At 61.7% G+C, this 20,512-nt stretch carries 17 protein-coding genes; 5 read left to right on the top strand and 12 right to left on the bottom strand.

The window, feature by feature from the left end:
• Positions 1-50: 50 nt before the first annotated feature.
• Positions 51-1,202 (bottom strand): NADH:flavin oxidoreductase, encoded by a 1,152-nt coding sequence (locus OKW39_RS37590; RefSeq protein ID WP_429564946.1) that lies wholly within the window; start codon positions 1,200-1,202, stop codon positions 51-53.
• 108 nt (positions 1,203-1,310) lie between these two features.
• Here OKW39_RS37590 and OKW39_RS37595 point away from each other — a divergent pair, with 108 nt between their 5' ends.
• Positions 1,311-1,775, top strand: a complete 465-nt coding sequence (locus OKW39_RS37595) for a PaaI family thioesterase (RefSeq protein WP_429334416.1) — start codon at positions 1,311-1,313, stop codon at positions 1,773-1,775.
• 33 nt (positions 1,776-1,808) lie between these two features.
• Here OKW39_RS37595 and OKW39_RS37600 read toward each other — a convergent pair whose 3' ends face one another.
• From OKW39_RS37600 to OKW39_RS37625, 6 genes are all read right to left on the bottom strand, one after another.
• Positions 1,809-2,507: a TetR/AcrR family transcriptional regulator gene (locus OKW39_RS37600; protein ID WP_260321262.1), complete on the bottom strand. Its 699-nt coding sequence runs from the start codon at positions 2,505-2,507 to the stop codon at positions 1,809-1,811.
• A gap of 115 nt (positions 2,508-2,622) precedes the next feature.
• Positions 2,623-3,987 carry a hypothetical protein gene (locus tag OKW39_RS37605; RefSeq protein ID WP_429564947.1) on the bottom strand — a complete coding sequence of 455 codons (1,365 nt, stop codon included), beginning with the start codon at positions 3,985-3,987 and terminating at the stop codon, positions 2,623-2,625.
• Positions 3,988-4,016: 29 nt separating this feature from the next.
• On the bottom strand, positions 4,017-4,868 hold the full coding sequence (locus OKW39_RS37610) for an oxidoreductase (RefSeq protein WP_429564948.1): 852 nt from the start codon (positions 4,866-4,868) through the stop codon (positions 4,017-4,019).
• Between the two features lie 36 nt (positions 4,869-4,904).
• Entirely contained in the window at positions 4,905-6,290 is a 1,386-nt protein-coding gene (locus OKW39_RS37615; RefSeq protein WP_429564949.1) for a hypothetical protein, read from the bottom strand.
• Positions 6,290-7,534, bottom strand: a complete 1,245-nt coding sequence (locus OKW39_RS37620) for an acyl-CoA reductase (protein ID WP_429564950.1) — start codon at positions 7,532-7,534, stop codon at positions 6,290-6,292. The genes OKW39_RS37615 and OKW39_RS37620 overlap by 1 nt, the downstream gene beginning before the upstream one ends.
• Before the next feature lie 292 nt (positions 7,535-7,826).
• Positions 7,827-8,207 carry a MarR family winged helix-turn-helix transcriptional regulator gene (locus OKW39_RS37625; RefSeq protein WP_429565491.1) on the bottom strand — a complete coding sequence of 127 codons (381 nt, stop codon included), beginning with the start codon at positions 8,205-8,207 and terminating at the stop codon, positions 7,827-7,829.
• Positions 8,208-8,291: 84 nt separating this feature from the next.
• On the opposite strand from OKW39_RS37625, the gene OKW39_RS37630 reads away from it, so the two are divergent.
• Together OKW39_RS37630 and OKW39_RS37635 are read left to right on the top strand one after the other, a co-directional pair.
• Positions 8,292-9,431: a phosphotransferase gene (locus OKW39_RS37630; RefSeq protein ID WP_429564951.1), complete on the top strand. Its 1,140-nt coding sequence runs from the start codon at positions 8,292-8,294 to the stop codon at positions 9,429-9,431.
• A 22-nt stretch (positions 9,432-9,453) separates the two neighbouring features.
• Positions 9,454-10,407, top strand: coding sequence for an SDR family NAD(P)-dependent oxidoreductase (locus OKW39_RS37635; protein ID WP_429564952.1), 954 nt, complete (start codon positions 9,454-9,456; stop codon positions 10,405-10,407).
• A gap of 103 nt (positions 10,408-10,510) precedes the next feature.
• Here the strand turns inward: OKW39_RS37635 and OKW39_RS37640 are convergent, their stop codons facing one another.
• Entirely contained in the window at positions 10,511-10,657 is a 147-nt protein-coding gene (locus OKW39_RS37640; protein WP_167368751.1) for a hypothetical protein, read from the bottom strand.
• Positions 10,658-10,678: 21 nt separating this feature from the next.
• Entirely contained in the window at positions 10,679-11,023 is a 345-nt protein-coding gene (locus OKW39_RS37645; RefSeq protein ID WP_090808886.1) for a BON domain-containing protein, read from the bottom strand.
• Positions 11,024-11,516: 493 nt separating this feature from the next.
• Here OKW39_RS37645 and OKW39_RS37650 point away from each other — a divergent pair, with 493 nt between their 5' ends.
• Both OKW39_RS37650 and OKW39_RS37655 read left to right on the top strand, forming a co-directional pair.
• Positions 11,517-13,073 carry a methyl-accepting chemotaxis protein gene (locus tag OKW39_RS37650; RefSeq protein ID WP_429564953.1) on the top strand — a complete coding sequence of 519 codons (1,557 nt, stop codon included), beginning with the start codon at positions 11,517-11,519 and terminating at the stop codon, positions 13,071-13,073.
• 66 nt (positions 13,074-13,139) lie between these two features.
• Entirely contained in the window at positions 13,140-14,246 is a 1,107-nt protein-coding gene (locus OKW39_RS37655; RefSeq protein WP_410451312.1) for a lactonase family protein, read from the top strand.
• Between the two features lie 346 nt (positions 14,247-14,592).
• On the opposite strand, the gene OKW39_RS37660 is transcribed toward OKW39_RS37655, so the two are convergent.
• From OKW39_RS37660 to OKW39_RS37670, 3 genes are read right to left on the bottom strand one after another with little or no spacing between them, the layout of a single operon-like run.
• A complete protein-coding gene (locus OKW39_RS37660) occupies positions 14,593-16,101 on the bottom strand; it encodes an efflux transporter outer membrane subunit (RefSeq protein ID WP_090808890.1) in 1,509 nt (502 codons plus the stop codon).
• A 29-nt stretch (positions 16,102-16,130) separates the two neighbouring features.
• On the bottom strand, positions 16,131-17,270 hold the full coding sequence (locus OKW39_RS37665) for an efflux RND transporter periplasmic adaptor subunit (protein WP_429564954.1): 1,140 nt from the start codon (positions 17,268-17,270) through the stop codon (positions 16,131-16,133).
• 18 nt (positions 17,271-17,288) lie between these two features.
• Positions 17,289-20,438 carry an efflux RND transporter permease subunit gene (locus tag OKW39_RS37670; protein WP_429564955.1) on the bottom strand — a complete coding sequence of 1,050 codons (3,150 nt, stop codon included), beginning with the start codon at positions 20,436-20,438 and terminating at the stop codon, positions 17,289-17,291.
• Positions 20,439-20,512: the final 74 nt, after the last annotated feature.

Consider the following 20,512-nt stretch of genomic DNA (forward strand, 5'->3'; position numbering starts at 1 on the left):
CGGAAATAGCAGTTGATGCCCGAGTCAAGGCGCCAACTGCAAATCGCGTTTCAGGTGAGGTGTGCGAGCGAGTCGTTGCTGAACCCGAGGAACGGCTCGCCAAGCCGTACGCGCCGCGCCCAGTTCGGATCATGTAGAAGCGAGCGTCCCACGCCAACAAGATCGAACTCGCTGCGTGAGAAACGATCGAGCAGGGCAGTGAGGTCGGGCTGCGCCGCTGTCGCGGCCCCGGCCATTGAATCGTAGTAGCCCTTGTTAATGCCGATCCCACCAACAGTCATCGAAAGCTTGCCGGTTACCTTCTTCACCCAACCGGCGAGATTCATCTCTGAGCCCGCGAATTCCGCCCGGTTGAAATAGCGGGTGCTCGCCTCGAAGATGTCGACGCCAGCATCCGCGAGCGGCGCGAGAATGTGCTCGAGTTCGTGCGGGTCGTTGGCGAGACGCGCGCGGAAATCCTGCTGCTTCCACTGGGAGAAGCGGAACGAGATCGGCATCGTCGCGCCGATCGCTTCGCGGATTGCGCGGACAACTTCGGCGGCAAAGCGGCTGCGCGCGGTGAGATCCTTGCCCCATCGATCCGTGCGTTGATTGGTTTCCGCCCACAAAAAAGCGTCGATCAGATAGCCGTGAGCTCCGTGAATCGCGATGCCGTCGAAGCCGGCGGCCGTCGCATAGCGCGCGCTTCGACCATAGGCTGCAATGACGTCCGCGATCTCGGCATCGGTCATCGGGCGCGTTGGCGGCATGACGCGCTCCATGTAACCTGCGTTGAGCGATGTCGTTCGTCCTTCCGGTCCCCACAGTCCCGTTGGGCGCAGTGGCGAGGCGGCCGGGAAGGGGCCCGTATTCGCCTCTTTCATGGGCCCCATATGCCACAACTGAGGAAAGATGATTCCGCCGCTAGCGTGAACTTCGTCCGTCACGCGTCGCCACGCGGCAACTGATTCCTCTCCGGCGAGCATGGGAATCGAATTTTCCCCGAGTCCGGCTTCGCCGAGCGCCGCGGGGTGATCGACGCCGACGCCTTCTGTGATGATCAGGCCTGTCTCGCCCTGCGCACGCCGCTTGTAGTAGGCGGCGACGTCACTACCGGGCAATCCGTTCGGCGAAAAGCCGCGAGTCATGGGTGACATGACGATACGGTTGGCAAGCGTGACCCCGCGCACGGTGAGGGGTGAAAAGAGCGAAGCGGTATCCATGGGCATTCACATATTTGACTTGTGTGCGGATAATGATACGCTATGTTCTATCGATGAAAAAGCAATATTGGCGCCGTCTCGCAGGCGGCGTTGAACAGGAGGATTGCATTGGAGCAAGCAGACTCATTGGCGGTAGACGCGCTCGAAGAGAGCGGCGCAAAGCTCATCCCGGAAAGCTTTGCATTGATGCCGGAGTTCGGTCCCTTCCATCGGATGTTCGGACCTACCTACTTTCGCAAGAGCGAACGCGGACACGTCGTCGGCATGTACGTTCGCGAAGCGCATCGCAACCTTGGCCAGATGATGCACGGGGGCGCTGTTTGCATGCTGGCAGACACCGCCATCACGTGGGCGAGCAAGTATTCGCGTCAACCAGCCGTCAGGGTGTTGACGACGGGCTTGACGGTCAATTTCATGGGGAACGCGGAGCCGGGCGACTGGGTGGAAGCACACGTCGACGTTCTACGTTCGGGAAAGCGGGTGATTTTCTCCGACTGCCGGATCTGGGCGAATGCGAAATGCATCGCCCAGGCGTCGGGGCAATTCCAGGTGATGGGTGAAATTGACAGCTAGTGCGTCGGCGAGACCTGGATGGCCGCACGAACGTTACGGCATTGACCGGGCTCGAACCTTATCCAGTGCCGCACGGTACCTCCACGCGGTCAACAGAAGGCGATGAATCCGCTCAGCCCGGCGTTTCCGTTCGGAACGAGTGGTCTGAACCGCGAGGTGCACTTCGGGCGCGCCTGTGACCAGTGTGAGAAGATCGCGCGCCGCGTTCGAGGGATCGTCGATGGCGATTACGCCGCTGAGCGCGGCGGCTTCCAGAACGCCGGTTAGCGGCTCCAGCATCGTCACCACGAACTGCAGAAACTGCTTTGCGACATCGGGAAAGCGAATCGCCTCGCCAATGACCATGCGTGAAGTGTGCATGCTGTCCGGTATTGCCATGTGTTCGACGAGAGCATCGATAAGGGATGCCATGTTCGTCGAAAAATCGCGGCCCGGTTCCAGGTGCTCCGAGATCTTGCCCCGCAGATCGGCCATCCCGCGCCAGACGATGGAGCGAAAAAGCTCTTCCTTCGTGCCGAACTGGCGATACACGGTTGTTTTGCTGACGCCAGCCAGCGATGCGATTTCCTCGACCCTGGCGGCGCCGAAACCTTCTCTGATGAACACGGATTTGGCGGCGTCGAGCAGCCGCTCGCGCAACTGAACTGCATCGTCGTGGGTGGGCCGGCCAGCCGTTCGAGGTTTGTCCGCCGCAGCGAGCCGCGAGGCTCCGTTGGGAGCCTGAACTGACATAGGTTTGTACATCGGGGAGTGTTGGATGTCGGAATCAGGACATCAGTATACTCATGAGCCCAGGGGGGCGCCAGTAATGGCGCCCCCCTGGGGCTCGGACCGAGCGCAGCAGGGCTCAAACGTTGATCATGCCACGTACATACGACTCCATCGTGCCTGCGCACGAGAGCTTGTCTTCGCCTTCCTCGAGATCGGCATAGCGGCCGACTTGACGGACCAGCGGCCCCTGCAGGCCGTCGGTGTTCCCCGCTGGTGAAAAGTCGACCACGACCTTGTCGCCAGTGATGAAACCACCCCAGTATCCTTCGGCCAGCAGATCGAAAAACGCGAAGCGCCCCTCAACGACGCCCAGTCCATCCGCAGGATTCAGCAGTTGCTCTCCCGCCTTGTCGAGGACGAACGGGACGATCCACGGGCAGATTGCATAGCCCTGCGCAACTTCCGACCAGGGGCCGGTCCCGATCATCTCGGACATGCCATAACTGTTCTGGACGTTCTCGGCACGAATACCGTAGAAGCGGATGATTTGCTCCCGATAGTCGGCGGGTGCCGAGGTGCCCTTCAAGCCGCCACCGGTGGTGATTACCGTATCCGGATGGCAGATGCCATCGGCGCTGCCGCGCTGACGGGCGCGCTCGACGAGCGTCCAGTGCAACGACCAGTTGCCCTGGACGAGCACCGGAACTTCGCGCTGCGCGGTTAGCTTGTCGAGAAACCGGTCGATCATCTTGCCGGTATGACGTTGGCGCGCCACCGCCTGCTCCTGAAACGCCGCGACCTCGCTCGGTTTCGCGGAGCCGTCGGCGATTGCGCGGCGCATGCGGCCCATCGAAATCGTTGCGGATGCGAGCACCGGTTCGTCGAACATCAGCGTGGTTTCCGCGCCGAGCCGTTGCGCTGCGTTCAGTACCGGTTCGATATGCCGATGCGCGCCGGCAGGTGGCATCATGAGGAAAGCCGGGCGCTTGCCGAAATCTCTTCGGATCATTGCGTTGCCATAGACGCCCAGCTTCACGCACGACTCGGTGACATTGTCGAGATCGGCTTGCGTCTGACTGATGAAGCTGCACTTGCCGGATGTGCCGCTCGAACTGAAAACATGGTGTCCCGCTGTGCGCAGACGGTCCATCCATGCGTCGACGTTGTCCAGGCCGTCCAGATCGACTTCGGCCACCTGTTTGCTCGATAGCGTTTGCAGCCATGTCGAAAGATGCTTCCAGCGGCCGTTGTCGATGAATGACTCGGGGTAGCTCTTGTAGATCTGATGCGCGAACAGCAGGGGCACCATATCTTCATGGCGGGTCACCTCGTTGACGCCGACATCTTCCGCTCTGCGACGCAGTAGCCTGATCTGTTCGCGGCGCTCGGCGAAGCGCTCTTTCATGGCAGCGAGCTGAAGCTCGCGAAGGTTCTCGGGGTGCTTGCGAAACGGGTCGCTTTCACCGCGCAGCATTGCATAGAACGGGTCCAAAGCGGACATGTCGTCTCCAGGGCTTGAGTTGCCAGGCGTCAGTGGTCGAAGTCGGTGGAACTCGACACGTCGAGCCAGGCTTCGAGGTCGTGTTGCACGGACGAAAGTTTCTTCCGAACGAGGTCGACGGCGTCCGGACCTAGCGGTAGCCGCAGCGGTGGGACGTCTGCGGAAACCGCGCGCACGATGGCGTCGGCAGCCTTGGCCGGATCGCCCGTTTGCGTGCCGTGGTAGCTGCTCATGTAACGACGCATCTTGCCCACGGTCTCCGTATAGACGGGTGATTCGACCTCGCTCCACTTCAGCGATCCGCCCGCGAAATTGGTGCGGAAGCCGCCCGGCTCGACCACGGTCACACGAATCCCGAACGGGCTCAGCTCACGAGCGAGCGATTCCGAAAGCCCTTCGATCGCATGCTTCGAAGCGCAATAGAAACTGCAGCCCGCAATGCCGATCACGCCGGCGACCGACGAGAAGTTCACGATATGACCGCGGCCGCGCTCGCGAAAATGAGGCAGTACGGCGCGTATCACGTTGACCGTTCCAAACACGTTGGTATCGAACAGCTGACGTGCTTCCGCGTCGGAGACCTCTTCAAATGCGCCGAACAGACCGTAGCCCGCATTGTTGACGAGTACGTCGATCGGTCCCGCGCGCTCGATGGCCTGCGCGACGGCGCGAGGCACGGCTTCCGCGTCGGTCACGTCAAGCAGCACACCGTGCGCGCGTCCGGGTGCGAGATTTTCGAACGGCGTGATCTGTGCGTCATTCCGAACGGTCCCGACCACTTTGTCGCCACGGGCGAGGACCGCCTGCGCAAGGGAACGGCCGAAGCCGGACGAAACGCCGGTAATGAACCACACGGCTGGGCTTGTCTGTGTTTCAGTCATTGTCGATTGGCCTTCAGATGAGTAGCAAACATCGATTTAGTTGGCGGTCCGGGCCTCGGTCATGTCGGCGATCTCTCCGCGGACGTAGGCGTCGATCGTTCCCGCGCAGGACAGCTTGTCGTCGCCGCCGGGCAAATCCTTGTAGCGCACCACGTCGCGAATGATGGGCGTGCGCACGCCGTCGATGCCGTGACCGAACTCCACGGTGACCTTGTCGCCGCTGATCACGCCGCCCCAGCGCCCATCCGCGAGCAGGTCGATCATAGCGAGCCGTCCCTCGACGATGCCTTTCCCGTCCGCAGGATTGAGCAGTTGTTCGCCGGTCGAGTCGAGCACCAGCGGGACGAGCCAGGGCGGGACCGTCCACGCCTTCGCTTCGTGAAACCACGGGCAAAAGCCCGATACTTCGCCCATGCCGTAGCCGTCGTTGAAGTTGGTCGCGTTGAAGTTGAAGAAGCGCTCGCACCGTTGCTGGAAATCTTCTGGCAGGTTCGCACCTTTCTTGCCGCCGCCGATACTAATGATCGTGTCGGGATGAAAGTCGGCGTCGGGAATGCCACGCTGGCGCGCCGTGGCGACGATCTGATAAAGCATGCCCATCATGCCCATGATGAACATGGGCTCGTGACGCCGTTCGAGCAGTTGGTCGATGAACTGCCGGAAATCGGCTTGTACGCGTTCGCTGCGTTCTCGACTTTCGTTCTGGAAGGCTTCGATTTGACTCGGGAGCACGGTGCCGTCCGCGATGGCCCGCCGCATGCGCGCCATGCGCGTGGTGTGCGCGGCGCTTTGCGGCACATTCGACATGTAATGAAGGTCGCCCGGCGTCGCAATCGATTCGGCGAATTTCGCCATGCGCTCGGTTCCGGTGTAAGAGCCGGAGGAGGGCGTCAGAAGGAACACGGGATAGCGACGCGACGGATCGCGCATGCCGCTCGCCGCCCAGCGAATGCCTTGGGAGAGGAGGCGCCAGCCGAGATCGCGGTCGGCTTCGCTCTGGTAAATGAAGGACTGCTTGCCCGAGGTCCCGCTCGAACTCATCACATAGTGGCCGTTTCGACGCAGGGCATGGATCCAGTCGTCGAGATCGGCGATCGTGCCGTAGTCGAGTCCGTCGATCTTGCGGGTTGTGAGCGTTTGAAGCCACGCCGTGAGGTGGCGCCATTTTCCCTGCTCGATGAACGAATCGGGATAGCTCTTGTAGACGGAGTCGGCAAAAAGCAATGGCACGGCATCGCTCATGCTCTTCACTTCCGTCACTCCGGCCTCGCTGGCTCGCTTGTCGAGAATGCGAATCTGCTGCCGGCGCTGCGCAAAGCGCTCGCGCACGGCTTGCAGTTGCGCGGCATGGAGGCTTTCCGGCGCGTTGCGGAAGGGGTCTTGAAGATCCGTGAGTTGAAGCAGCGTGGCAAGGGCTTGCATTATTGCGTCTCCTCCGGATTCGGGCCCGATTCCTCTGAGACCCATTTCATGAATCGATGGATCGGGAACATGCCGTCGTGCGGATAGCCGCCAACCCCATCTGAAATAGACTCGCCCAGCGCCACGATGCGTTGGACGCCAGCGCACGCGAGCGCGTCGCGCACCTCTGTGACCCGGTGCGGCGGATAGATGCCGACCGTTTGCGTGGCGACGGTCGCATAGCGCGCACCGTCGCGCAGGCTTGCCACGGGAACGACGTTGACGGTCTTGCAAATGGGATGAAAATCGACCATTTCTTCCGAGCGAATGACGAGCCCCTTGCCGTCGTATCCGCCGAACACCCGGTAGAGCGGCTCCATCTCACGCAGCACATCAACCGCTTCGCGAATGTCGCTGGGCACCAGCGGGCCCTGGCCGTCGCCATAGCGAAAGTCCTGGCCGAGTGCCAGCGCCAGTTGCTCGGCATAGCGGTCGGCGTCGTCTTCGTCGCCTTCGATGAATTGATACCGGCTCGCATTGCACGCGTCCTGGTTGAACGACAGCACATCGGCTGCGCCGGCACGCGCGACGTTGCGCAGCGCCTCGTCGGATGCAAAGGCTTCACGGCCGACCAGCGAGACAGATACCTTCGGATCGAACGCGACCAGCTCGAGCCCGGGGCCAGCGTAGCGCATCACGTGCCGAACCGCGCTGTCGCCGCCCCATACGACAATCTTGTCGAAGTACTGCGGACGATAAAGAATCGACTCGACATTTTCGTCTCCACCGCGCCAATACGCAGCCGAAAACGACTGGGTGACCGGATGATCCGGGTCGATGTCGGCCATCGTGCGCAGAATTGCAGTGGCCGTGAAAAGATCGTTCGAAGGCAGCTTGAGCAGGTGGACGCCTTTCGTCAGCGCCGCGCGCATGACCGTCATGGCTGCCACCATCGGCGAGTTGCCTGCGAGCACATGTACGAGGCGCGGAGGAAACGCGCGCAGACGACTCGGGCGCCCGCGCAGCGTGCGTGCCACCCAACCGTCGACGAGGCGCGCGTCGCCAAGACTTACGCGCAACTCGTCCTCGATCACCTCGCGTGCGAAAAGGTTGGGAATGTCGCGATAACAGTTTTCAAGAATCCGTCGCCCGAGCGGACTCACTTTGATCATCGACTCGAGCGCGGCCTGCATCAGCGGATTGACGTCCAGATGCAAACGCGGCCCCAGCTCGACAAGAAAGTCGATAACCTTCGCAATCGGCATATCGAAGGCGGGACCTGACTCAGCTCGCGGCCACACGAGGTCGTCAAGGTCTATCCTGGGCGTGCAGAAACCTTGGCCAAGATCACGCGACACGTGCCTGATGGCGCTTCCGGTGACAGTGCGACCGCGGTATACGTGAGGAACCGGCAGCGGCACGAGGCTGGGCTCCTGCGCCGGGTTCCCGCGTTGCCTTTCCGTTGTTTCGGGGTGCTCCATAAAAGCTCCTTTCAAATATCGATACGCGTTGACCTGGGGCGCAGACGCTGGTCCATTCCGAGCTTGCTATCGCTAGTCAGCTCAGATTGACGATCATCCGATCGAGTAAATGTTTGACGGTTCGGACTTCTTCGACCGTGAAGCCGCGAAGCTGCCGATTGCTTGCATCGACGATGTGCGGCAGGGTTCCGCGCAACAACTGGCGGCCGTTCGCAGTCAGTGTGAGCTCGACACAGCGTCGGCCGGAAGTGCTGCGAATTCGTTCGATCAATCCTCTTTTTTCAAGCGAATCGAGCTTGCGGGTCATGATGCTGCTGTCAGCGAGCAGCACCCGGCACAAGGCGGTAGGTGTGCGAGCACGTCCGTCGTACAGTGCTTTCAGGATTCCCCACTGTATTGCTGAAAGCTCGCTCGCAGCGAGCTTTGCGTCGATTTCCTGCCAAAAAAGTAGCTGCATTTGCAAGCAACTATATGCACGGCATTCAAAATATGCAACGATAGGCGAGGTGTGGTTTTCCCCATGTTGCGACGGGGAGCAGGTATGCGCGACGATGCGCATGCGTCTTTTTGTTTGCAATCTTCGGGAGGAACCTTGTCGGAATCTGGTGTGGTAAGTGACATGGCGTTGCCTGTCGCTGTTGAGGAAGTGACCGCAAAGTGGCTAAGCTCCGCGATCGCGTTCCGCTTTCCCGGCGCCGAAGTAACTTCGTGCCGGCACGTGGAGGTATTGCCGGGTACGTCGACCAAGGTACGCGTCGTACTCGAGTACAACGAGGCGGGACAGGCAATGGCGCTGCCGGCGCGCATGATCGTCAAGGGCGGTTTCGAGGATCACAGTCCTTCGATGAGAGACATGTACCGCAACGAAATGCGGTTTTATCGCGACGTTCTACCGTTCATCAACATGAACGCGCCTAGATGCTTTTTTGCAGGCACGGATCCTGACGCCTGGCAATCGGTCGTAGTGATGGAAGACCTGAGCGAGCGTAACGTTCAGTTTTGCCGTGCCCAGCAATCGCAGGGCTACGAACAAGTCGCCCTACGGTTGAGTGCGATGGCGCGCTATCACGCGCAAACATGGAACAGCCGGGAGTTCGACAAGGGCGGTCGGCTCGAATGGGTGGGAGAGCGCTTTTCGGACTGGTCGCTGGAATACCAGAACCGATACCTCGAACCGGACGTCTGGGCCCACTACATATCGCTGCCGAGAGGAGCGGCAGTAAGCCGGTATCTGCACGATCGGGACTGGATGATGGCATCTCTCGCGCGCATTGCGCGCGAACATAAGAGCAAACCGGTATGCCTTATTCACGGCGATACGCATCTGGGAAATCTGTACGTCGAAGCTGACGGGACGCCAGGTTTTTTCGATGCCCAGGTCAGTCGGGCACCTTGGAGCCTCGAGGTTGCCTATCACATAGGGTGCGCACTCGATATCGAGGACCGTCGCTCATGGGAGCGGTCGCTGCTCGAACACTATCTTTCGCAGCTGGCGATTGGCGGGGTCGAGGCGCCCGATTTCGACGAAGCGTGGAACGACTATCGACGCGATCTCGCGTATGGATACTTCATCTTTGCGATTAACGAAACCCGCTTCCAGACCGAAGCAGTGAACACCGCGTATGCGGCACGCTTTGGCGCGGCATTGTTGGATCACGGCACGGTGCGCGAATCGACATGATCCAGGCCAATAATGCAACCATATGTTGCATTATTGGCTTCGCGAGACTAAGCTCGACCATCGGCAGCCTCCTGGCGGGTTACGGCTTGAACGTGAACGTGCAGGTGCTCGCTCGAACGTTCAAGATGACAGTCGACTTTCATCAACCGATTACGGCATGCCTGTTCCGAAAATCTTTCATCAACGTTTAAGCGGCAAGATCGCGATCGTGACCGGCGCAGGATCGCTCGGTCAGGGATTTGGCACGGGCAAGGCCATTGCCTGTCTTTTTGCGGCGGAGGGCGCGTCCGTCTGCCTCGTCGATCAGCAGTACGAGCGGGCGGCGGAAACGCTCGCGCTGATCACGGAAGCGGGCGGCCGAGCGTTCGTATCGACCGGCGATATCACGCACGGCGCTGTCTGTGCGCGCATTGTCGAAGAGACCGTTCAGCGGTATGGAGGCCTGGACATTCTCATCAACAACGTCGGTATCTCGGGCGCGCCGGGGAGATTGCAGGACGTCGACGAAGCGTCCTGGGACCGTGTGATCGACGTCAATCTGAAAAGTGCGTTCTTGATGAGCCGAAGTGCGGTGCCGAAGATCGTGGCGCGCGGGGGCGGGGCCATCGTCAACATCGGTTCGGTCGCAGGCAGCCGCAGCCACGGGTCGGCCGCGTATGGCTCGTCAAAGGCGGGAATGGTCGGCTTTACGCGTGAACTCGCGGTGATGTACGGCCGCGATCAGGTTCGCGCCAACGCGATTGCTCCGGGGCATATTCTTACGCCAATGGTGGAAAGCATGCTTGACGATAAGGCTCGCGAACGTCGCCGCAAGATCGCGCCCCTCCCATTGGAGGGAGATGCATGGGACGTCGCGGCCGCCGCGCTGTTTCTCGCCAGCGACGAATCGCGATTCATTACTGGCACGTGCTTACCCGTGGACGGTGGCGTGACGCAGATTGCGGCGCTTGCAGCGTACGATCTGGTCCAGCAATAGCCACCGTATCGGGCGGGGTACGTCGGGCAGCAAAGCGTCACTTTCCGCTGTGCTTTCCTGGCCAAATCTTCTGGTAACTTAGCGGGGCCGAATTTGACCCGCGCTACAGGAAACGGCATCTGTCTGGCACTGGCATGGCCGTCGAATTGCGGTTCATGCCAATCGCCCCTTTGCTCGGCCCTGGATAAATATCGCGCTCGATCCGAACGATCTGTCGATGTTCGTCCAGGTCGTCCGCGCCTTGGTTCATCTGCTTTCCGGCAAACGCGCGTCATTGCGGCCTGAGGTGCAGATCGTTGCTCACGGATTGCACCCCCGGCACGCCGCGCGTCACGGCAAGCGCTTTCTGAATCTGTGCCTCCGAATCCACGTATCCTGACAACTGCACGACGCCTCGATACGTCGCGACGCTCATCGGCAAGGATCTCAGTTCCGGGTTCGCGACGAGCGCCTGCTTCACCCGGGCGGCGAGCGCAGCGTCGTCAGCGGCGATCTTCCCCGGCGCTGTCAAGGGCGGCGTCACCGTGGACTTACAGCCGCTGGTGAACACGAACGCTGGCAATGCGAACGCCGCGACGATCAGCAATCGGCTTTTGATGTATGGCGCGTTTCGCATGTCGGCTATGAAATCCTGATTCGATAAGCGCTAAATGGTGGGCTGAAAAGCGCGCCGAGTGGCGAAGGGATACGGCGCATCTCGGCTTACAGGCTACCTGTATTGGCAGGGCAACCCTTCGCGTCGATTTGGCGAGGCGAATCAGGCGTAGCAATTGCGCAGGTACGAGAGAACGAGTATCTGACTGTCGCCATCGCAGTTTCCCACGAACTGCATACGTTAGCCGAAGACGGTATCTGAAGAAGTTTTCCCATGTCTGAGCCTGTCAATCCTCCCAATACCCGGGCGAGCGGGTTTCAAGGTGTCACGCGGAGGGTCGCACTGTCATCGGTCCGCTGGTCAAAGCGCCGCACGGGGGCAACGAAGACCCTTGAAGCGCCCCACCAGAAGTCTGATGTCCCGGCATAAAGCCTATCTGCATGCCCATTTTCTAAAGAGATCGCGGAATCTGCCGATAAAGAGGTCATCGTACAACACCGGGTTGAAAAGCGGCATGAGAAACGTATCGGTTCGAAATAGTCTCCTGACTGTCTTCCTGATCTTTGCGGCGATGATTTTGCTGGGCGGCGTAATTGGTGTCGCCACGCTCAGCCGCGCGAACGCCAGTCTCAACCGCATCCATCAGATTGCGACGCAGGAAATTCTCGTCAACGACGCATACAAGGACTCCACACGCACTCGAGCCGCGTTGACACGAGCCTACTCAGCTCTAAAGGAGCGCAACGACGAGACGACGCGAGACTCGGCATTGAAGAGCGCCGAAACGACGATGAACCGGGCGGCTGCGGAAACCGAGTCGTTTCGAAGCGCCGCCGTTTTTCGTGGCCAGGACGACGGGTTGAAGCAGCAGTTGATCGAATCGTCAGTCAACCTCGCCGCGATTCTGAAGAAAGCCTCCGATGCTCTGCGTGCCGGCGATACGAACGCCTACGCCGCTATCAACGATCACGACATTACGTCAACCGGTGTGGCGTATTCGGTGAATGTCGAGAAATTCCAGAGCATGGCTAACAGGTTGTCGAACGATGCCATCGCGCAGGTCGATCGCGAATATACGTGGGTCGTCAGCCTGGTCATTTTCGGAGTGAGCGCGGCGTTGGTCCTGATCGTCGCTGCGCATTTCGCGCTGCGGCGCATCGTGACGACTCCGCTGAACGACGCCGCCAATCTGCTCGATCGAATCGCGGCGAATGATCTGACAGCGCGCATCCCCGAGGCGAGCGGCAACGAGATCGGTCAGCTATTCGCGGCGATGCAGCGGATGCAGCGTGGTTTGGCTCGGACAGTGGCGAACGTGCGCAACAGTTGCGAGGCCATTTACGGCGGCGCGCGCGAGATTGCCGCGGGCAATGTGGATCTGTCGAGCCGCACAGAGCAGCAATCAGCGGCACTGGAAGAAACCGCGGCCAGCATGGAGCAATTGACGTCCACCGTCAAACAGAACGCGGATAACGCGCAGCAGGCAAGTGCACAGGCTTCGAGCGCAGCCGATGTCGCCGAGCAGGGCGGCGAAGTGGTCGAGCGCGCCATCGAGACAATGAATTCAATCAGCCAGAGTTCGCGGAGGATCGCCGAGATCACCGGGATGATCGACAGCATCGCATTTCAGACCAATATCCTTGCGCTGAATGCGGCGGTCGAATCGGCACGGGCCGGTGAGCAGGGACGCGGCTTCGCCGTGGTCGCAAGCGAAGTTCGCAGTCTAGCTCTGCGCAGCGCGGACGCCGCCCGAGAGATCAAGACCTTGATCGGCGCCTCGGTCGAGGACGTGGCTAACGGCAATAGCCTGGTCGCGCAGGCGGGTCAGTCGATGAAGCAGATTGTTAGCGCCGTGCGCGGCGTGGCCACCATCATGAATGAAATCAAGGCAGCAACGATCGAGCAGGGCACGGGCATCGAACAGGTCGGCCAGGCGGTTACGCAGATGGACCAGGTGACTCAACAGAATGCGGCACTCGTCGAAGAAGCCGCCGCTGCCGCGAGCGCGCTCGAACAGCAGGCGCAGTCAATGACGGATGCAGTCTCGGCATTCCGCCTCGCCGCGCAATAGAAGCTCCGATTGACCGACGCAAAGCGCTGGTCGATTCAGACAATCTAAATCATTTCTAACTGGGGTATGAATATGAACGTTAAAGGCGTGCTGGGCGCCACCGCAATTCTGATTGCCGGTGCTTCCCTCTCCTGCATGTCACAGGCCGCGACGTACGCATATGTATCGAATGCAGATAGTCAGAATATCTCGGTTTTCAGTCTCGACAAGTCGAACGGCTCGCTTGCGCCCGTGGAGACTGTGTCTGTCGGTGCAACGGTGATGCCGATGGCGTTTTCGCCGGATCACCTTCGGCTCTACGCAGGACTGCGTTCGAAGCCTTATCGCGTGGTGAGCTTTGCGGTCAATCCGCTCGATGGCCGGCTGATCGAACTCGGCAGGGCGCCGCTTGCGGATAGCATGGCGTATATCTCGACGGACGCAAACGGCCGTTACCTCTTTTCCGCGTCATATGGCGGCAACCTTCTGGCGGTGAACCAGATCGGCGCGGATGGTGTGGTCGGCAACGTACAGCAGACCGTCAAGACCGGCCCGATGGCTCATGCGATCCGCAACGCTCCGGACAACCGTTTCGTATTCGCGTCGGTTCTCGGCGCGGATGCCTGGCTCCGTCTCAAGTTCGACGCCTCGAATGGGCAGTTGACCGAGGACACCGCGCCCGCCTATTCGTTGCCGCCGAAATCGGGACCACGTCACTTCGTATTCTCGCCGGATCATCGCTTCACGTACCTGATCGATGAACTCGACGGCAAGCTGCACGTACTCGCCTTCGATAGCACCCGCGACACCGTCAAGCCGGTCGAAACGGTCTCGATCCTGCCGCCCGATTTCTCCGGCGACAAGCCATGGGGGGCCGATCTGCACCTGACCCCGGACGGGCGATTCCTGTTTGCATCGGAGCGCACATCGAGCACGCTCGCGGCGTACAAGGTGAACGCTGCCTCTGGCAAGCTGACGCGTATCGGTACGTACCAGACGGAAAAGCAACCGCGTGGATTCAATATCGATCCGTCCGGCAAGTACTTGCTGGCTGTCGGGCAATTATCGACGAGCCTTAGCGTTTACAACATCGATCGCAAGACTGGCAAGCTGAGTGCGATCGGACAGTATCCGGTCGGCAAGGGCGCGAACTGGGTTGAACTCGTCGAGTTTGATGGCACGAACGCCGATTGAGGTTTGATTCCCGGATCGCCGTGCGGTGAGCATGGCGTTCCTGCTTCGGCTTTCACTGGGCGCCACGATTTGCTTTTTGTCCGCGGTGATGCGTCCAGTCTTCCGAGAGGTGGGCGCTGCCTTGGAAAGCACCCGGCGCCCCGTTGCAGAACGTCAGGCTTTCGTGGCAGCGAACGGCCGCTATAGAGAAGGTCGACCCTCCACTTACGGCACTCGAACCAGATTTGCCACGGTCTCATTGCGGGCCGACAGGATGTCAATCCGAGCGGTCCGCAATGGCTTGCCAGGACCATGACTGTGCCGCATGGTTCCGGGCGACGGAAGGGCATGCCCGCGATGAGGATCATTAGCCGCGCTCACGCACCACATCGCTGCGGTTCCACCATCCGCCGCCGACAGCCTGAAAGAGTGCGACGGTATCGGAATACCGGGTGGCCTGAGTCTGGACGAGGCTGATGCGGGCCTGCTGGTACGTCCGCTGCGCGTCGAGCAGCGCAAGATAGCTGATCGCGCCAACGTGGAACTCGCGCTGGGACACAGCGAGGCTGTCCGCCGCCGCCCGCTCGGCTGCTGCCTCGGCCACCACTGCGTCCGCATCCGATTGCAGCGCTCGCAACGCATCAGCCACGTTCTGAAACGCCGAGATGACGGTGTTGCGATACTGCGCCGCTGCTGCATCGAAAGCGTCAATTGCGGCGCGGCGCCGGTGCAGCAACGTTCCACCTTCGAAGAGGGGCTGCGTGAGTCCCGCTCCCAGGTTCCAGATCGCGCTTCCCGGCGAAAACAGCGCATCGTTGGTCTCGCTGCCATAGGCGGCGCTGAGCGTGAGTTGCGGCAACATATTGGCGGTGGCGACGCCGATCTCTGCGCTTGCGGCGTGCAGTTGCGCTTTCGACGCGCGAATGTCCGGACGCTGCTCGACGAGTGTCGACGGCAGGCTGACCGGCAACGTGTCGGGCAACTGCAGCGACGCGAGATCAAACGTCTCGACCAGCTCGTCACTCGGGAAGCGGCCAAGATAGGCCGTGAGCTGATTGCGGGTCAGCGCCAGTTGCTTTTGCAGCGGCGGCAACTGCGCGCGTGTTTGCGCCAGCGTGGCCGCCTGCGCGAGTACCGCCGCATTGGCGACGGCGCCGATCGCGAATTGCCGTTTCAATCCCGCGAGTTGCTGCGTCTCGATGTCGACGATCTCCTCTGTGGCTGCAATCTGCGCCCGCAACGAAGCCTCCTGTACGGCGGCCGTGGCGACGTTCGACGTCAAGCTCAGATAGCTCGCCTCGAGTTCGAAGCGTTCGTACTCGGCTTGCGCGGCGAGCGATTCGATCTGCCGGCGCGTACCGCCCCAGATGTCGAGCAGGTAGGTGACGCTCACCGAGGCGTTGTTGAGCCTGAAGACCGGCACCGCGGTCGAGATCCCGAACGGCGAGCCCGAAATCTTCTCGCGAGCAGTCGAGATGTCCGCACTCACCGTCGGGAACAGCGCCCCTTGTGCTGCGTAAAGCGCTTCGTTGGCCTCGCGAAGGGTGGCCTGCGCCGCCTGCAGGCTCGGGTTGGCCTCAAGCGCACGTTCTACGAGTGCGTTCAGCGCAGCCGAGTGGAATAGCGTCCACCATTGCCCCGGAATGTCGAGAGCTTGCACGAAGCGCTGCGCCTCGCCGCCGTGGACGTCCGACGCGACGGTTCGCTCCGGCAGCGGCTCCCGCGTATAGCCGCTGACCTGCGGCGGCCCGGGTGGCGCGAAGTCAGGTCCGACTTCGCAGCCGCCAAGCAGCGTCGCCGCCGAAAGCGCCGCGCAGGCGGCGCTGCGGCAACATGCTGCCCGGGGGTGACGCGCAAAGCCGGGGTTCGATGTCATTGCTGCGCGCTCGTCATGTTACGGGCCGTTTAGGAAGGCTTCGCCGCAACCGGTTTCACGGCCATGCCGGGGCTGAGCTTGAGGAGATTGCCGACCACGACCGAATCGTCCCGAACGACGCCCTTCCTGACCACGACAAGTGGCCCGTAGTCCGAGCCGAGGGTCACGTAGCGCTGCTCGACCCGCTTGTCTGCGCCGACGACGTAGACGTATTTGCCAAGCTGGTTGGAGCCGACGGCCACTTGTGGCACCAGCAGCGTGTTGGGTGCGTCCGCGACGTGCAGGCGCACGCGGATGAATTGCCCCGGCAGCAACGTGTGATCCGGGTTCTCGACGGTCGCGCGCGCGGTGATGGTGCCGCTGCTGCGCCCCACGTTGTTGTCGAGAAACGTGAGCCTGCCACGGTACTGCGGGCTCGCGCCCTGACCGACGATGACCTCGGCCGCGATGGTCCCCTTTGCCTGATCCTGCTGGATAGTGGCGAGATCGGTGTCCGGCGGATTGAAGGTGGCATAGATCGGGTCGAGCTGCACGAGGGTGTTGAGCTGGGTCCCCGTGCTGCTGACGAGCGCACCTTCATGCACCTGACTCAGGCTGAGACGCCCGGAGAACGGCGCGCGGATCTTCGTAAAGTCGAGATTGAGCCGCGCCGTCTCGATGAGCGCACGATCCGCCGCGAGCGCGGCCAGGTCCTGATGCTCGGTGCTCGCGGACTGCTGCAGCGTATCGATCGACACGTCGCCCGTCTCGCTCATCAGCGTATTGCGGCGATGGCTGGCGATGGCATATTCGAGCGCCGCCGCATCCTTTGCCGCCTGCGCCCTCGCCTGATCGAGCGCCGCCTGATAACTGCGCGGATCGATCTCATACAGGAGTGTGCCCTTGCTCACGTCCGAGCCATCGGACACCCCCTGCTTCGCCAGGTAGCCGGTCACCTGCGCCTGAAGCGTGACGGTGCGGATCGCGTCCGTGGTGCCGACATATTCGAGGTAAACCGGCACGGTCTGCTCGACCACCTGGGTTACGGGCACCTCGGTGGGGGCGGCTGGGTCCGGCGCGGGCGGGCTGCCGGTAGCCTGTCGCGCTCCGCCACCCGTGAACGACAGGACGCAGACGACTACGGCGATCGCCAGGCCCGTGGCTACAACGCGAAGTTTGCCGACTCTCATTGCGCCGTTGCTCCCCGATCAATCCCCGGACGCCGCCTCGCCGCCATCGCGAGGCGCGCGACCGATACGTTTGAGCACGGCCTCACGCAAGTGCTCGATCACCGTGTAGAAGATCGGCACGAATCCCAGGCTGAGCAGGGTGGCGGCGAGCATGCCGCCTACCACCGTCGTCCCGATCGAGCGGCGGCTCGCGGCGCCCGCGCCGGAGGCGATCATCAATGGGACGGCGCCAAAGATGAACGCGAACGCGGTCATGAGGATCGGGCGCAGACGCAGGCGGGCCGCCTCGGTCACCGCCGCGACGATATCGAGGCCGGCTTCGCGGCGCCGCTTGGCAAATTCGACGATCAGGATCGCGTTCTTCGCCGCCAGCCCGATCAGCAGGACGAAACCGATCTGCGCATAGATGTCGACCTGCATGTGGCGCAGCCACAGCAGCCCCAGCGCGCCGAACAGGGCTAGCGGCACCGTGAGGATGATGGTGAACGGCAACGTCCAGCTCTCGTATTGCGCGGCGAGGAACAGGAACACGAAGGATAGCGCGAGCGCGAAGACCAGGCCCGCGACCGAGCCGGCCTGCAGCTCCTGATAGGTAATGCCCGTCCAGTCATAGCCGAAATCCGCCGGCAAAACGCGCGCCGCGCGCTCCATCGCCGCGATCGCCTGGCCCGAACTGTAGCCCGGCGCCGCACTGCCGGTGATCTCCGCGGCACCGTAGAGGTTGTAATGAGGCACCGTGTCCGGCCCCACCGTCGGTTCGAGCCGGCCGAGCGTGCCCAGCGGCACCATGCTTCCCGCGGCGTTGCGCACGTAGAGCCGCGACAGGTCGCTGCGGTTCCCGCGGGCGTTGTCGTCGGCCTCGAGCAACACCTCGAAGGTGCGGCCGAACAGCGTCACATTGTTCACGTACAGCGAGCCGAGATAGATCTGCATCGTATTGAACACATCGCTCAGGTTGAGCCCGAGCAGCTTCGCCTTCACGCGATCGAGATTGAAATCGTATTGCGGCGTCGACGTGTTGTAGCTGGTGAGCAGGGTGCGCCGTTCGAGTTCAGACTGTTGCCGCGCCTGGGCGAGAAAGGCCTGGGTCGCCTCGCCGAGTGCGGCACTGCCCCGGCCGCTCAGGTCCTCGATTTCGAAATCGAAGCCGCCGAAGGTGCCGAGGCCGGCAATAGTCGGTGGAATCAGTGCAAGCGCCACCGCCTCCGGAATCTGATTGAGCTTCGGCTGTACCGTGGCGATGAGGTTGGCGACGCTCTGCTTCGCACCTCGCTCGTCCCACGGCTTGAGGATCACAAACTGGGCCGCACTGTTCGACGTCGTGCTGCGAGTGATGAAATTCAGACCGCTGATGGACAGCACGTTCGCCACGCCGGGCGTCGCCCTCAGGATCGCGCGGGTCTTCTCCATTACGGCCTCGGTGCGTTGCAGCGAAGCGCCATACGGGAGTCGCGTAATCACATAGAAATAGCCGGGATCTTCAACCGGCAAAAAGGCGGAAGGGATCGTCGAATGGAGCAGCCAGGTCACACCCAGGCCACACGCGAAGACCGCCAGCGCGAGCCAGCGCAGCCGGATCAAGCCGCGCAGCGAATTCGCGTAGTGGCTGCGCGCCCAGTTAAAGCCTTGATTGAACTTGCGAAACAGGATGAAGCGTGGCGGCCTGTCCCGTCGCAACAGCAACGCGCAGAGCGCCGGACTGAGCGTCAGGGAATTGAACGCCGAGAGCGCCACCGAAATGGCGATGGTCAACGCAAACTGATTGTAGAGGCGGCCCGTCACGCCCGGCAGGAAGGCGATCGGCACGAACACGGCGCCGAGCACTGCCGAGGTGGCAACGATCGGCCCCGTCACTTCCCGCATCGCCGCCTTGGCCGCAGCCATGGGCGTCAGCCCGCTCTCGAGTTGGCGTTCGACATTCTCGACCACGACGATCGCATCGTCGACGACGAGGCCGATAGCGAGGACCATGCCGAGCAGGCTGACCGTGTTCAGCGAAAAGCCGAGCACCAGCATGATCGCGAGGGTACCGATGAGCGCCACTGGAATGGCGATCATCGGAATGAACGTGGTCCGCCAGCTCTGCAGGAACAGGAACACGACGCCCAGCACCAGTAGCAGCGCAAAGCTAAGCGTCTTCATCACCTCGACCATCGAGGCGGATACGAACATGGTGGTGTCGTAGGTGATGCCCCACGCCATCCCTTTCGGGAAGCGCTTTGCAAGCGTCTGCATCGTGGCCTTGACACGCTGGTCGAGGTCGAGCGCATTAGCGCTCGGCAACTGGAAGACGGCGAGCAGCGCCGCCGGGTGTTCGTTCACGGAGGCGCTAGAGGTGTACTGAAGTGCGCCCAGATCGATGCGCGCCACGTCGCGCAGATACACAGTTGCGTCGCTCGCCGTGCCGGCGCGCAGCACGATATTGCCGAATTGCTGCGCGTCCGCCAACTGGCCGTGGGTGTTGATCTGGTATTGAAACGTCGTGCCCGCCGGCGCCGGCGCCTCGCCGAACTTGCCTGCGGCGACCTGCACATTCTGCTCGGCGATCGCTTGCTGGACATCGCTGGCTGTCATGCCGAGCGCGGCGAGCTTGTTGGGGTCGAGCCAGATGCGCATCGAGTAGCGACGCTCGCCGAAGATCGTGACATCGCTCACGCCGGGCAGGCGCTTGAGCGAGTCGACGAGCTGGAGATAAGCGTAGTTGCTGAGGGTGACAGGATCGATCGAGCCGTCTGGCGAATAGAGATTCACCGCCAGAACAAAGTTCGGGTTCTGCTTCTGGATGGTGATGCCGGCCTGATTGACGATGCTGGGAAGCTGCGCCGTCGCCTGCGAGATGCGGTTCTGCACGTCGACCGCGCCGATGTCGATGTTGTAGCCGACGTTGAACGTGACGGTGATCGTGGACGTGCCATCGTTGGCACTCACCGACGACAGGTAGCTCATACCCGGCACGCCGTTGATCTGCTCTTCGAGCGGCGCGGTGACGGTGTCCGCCACGACCTGCGCGCTCGCACCCGTATAGGTCGACTTGACCAGAACCTGTGGCGGCGTGATCTGCGGAAACCGCTCCACCGGCAGGTTGAACCAGGCAATGAGCCCCGCGAGCACCATGATGATGGCGATCGACGATGCGAAGATCGGACGCTCGATAAAGAAATCGACCATTGACCTCGCCCCGAGTCCCAGGTAGCTTGACGGAAACGCGCCGGTATAGTTTCCGCCGTCGGTAGACATTGTCA

Source organism: Paraburkholderia sp. MM6662-R1 (assembly GCF_050436245.1).
Lineage (GTDB): Bacteria > Pseudomonadota > Gammaproteobacteria > Burkholderiales > Burkholderiaceae > Paraburkholderia > Paraburkholderia tuberum.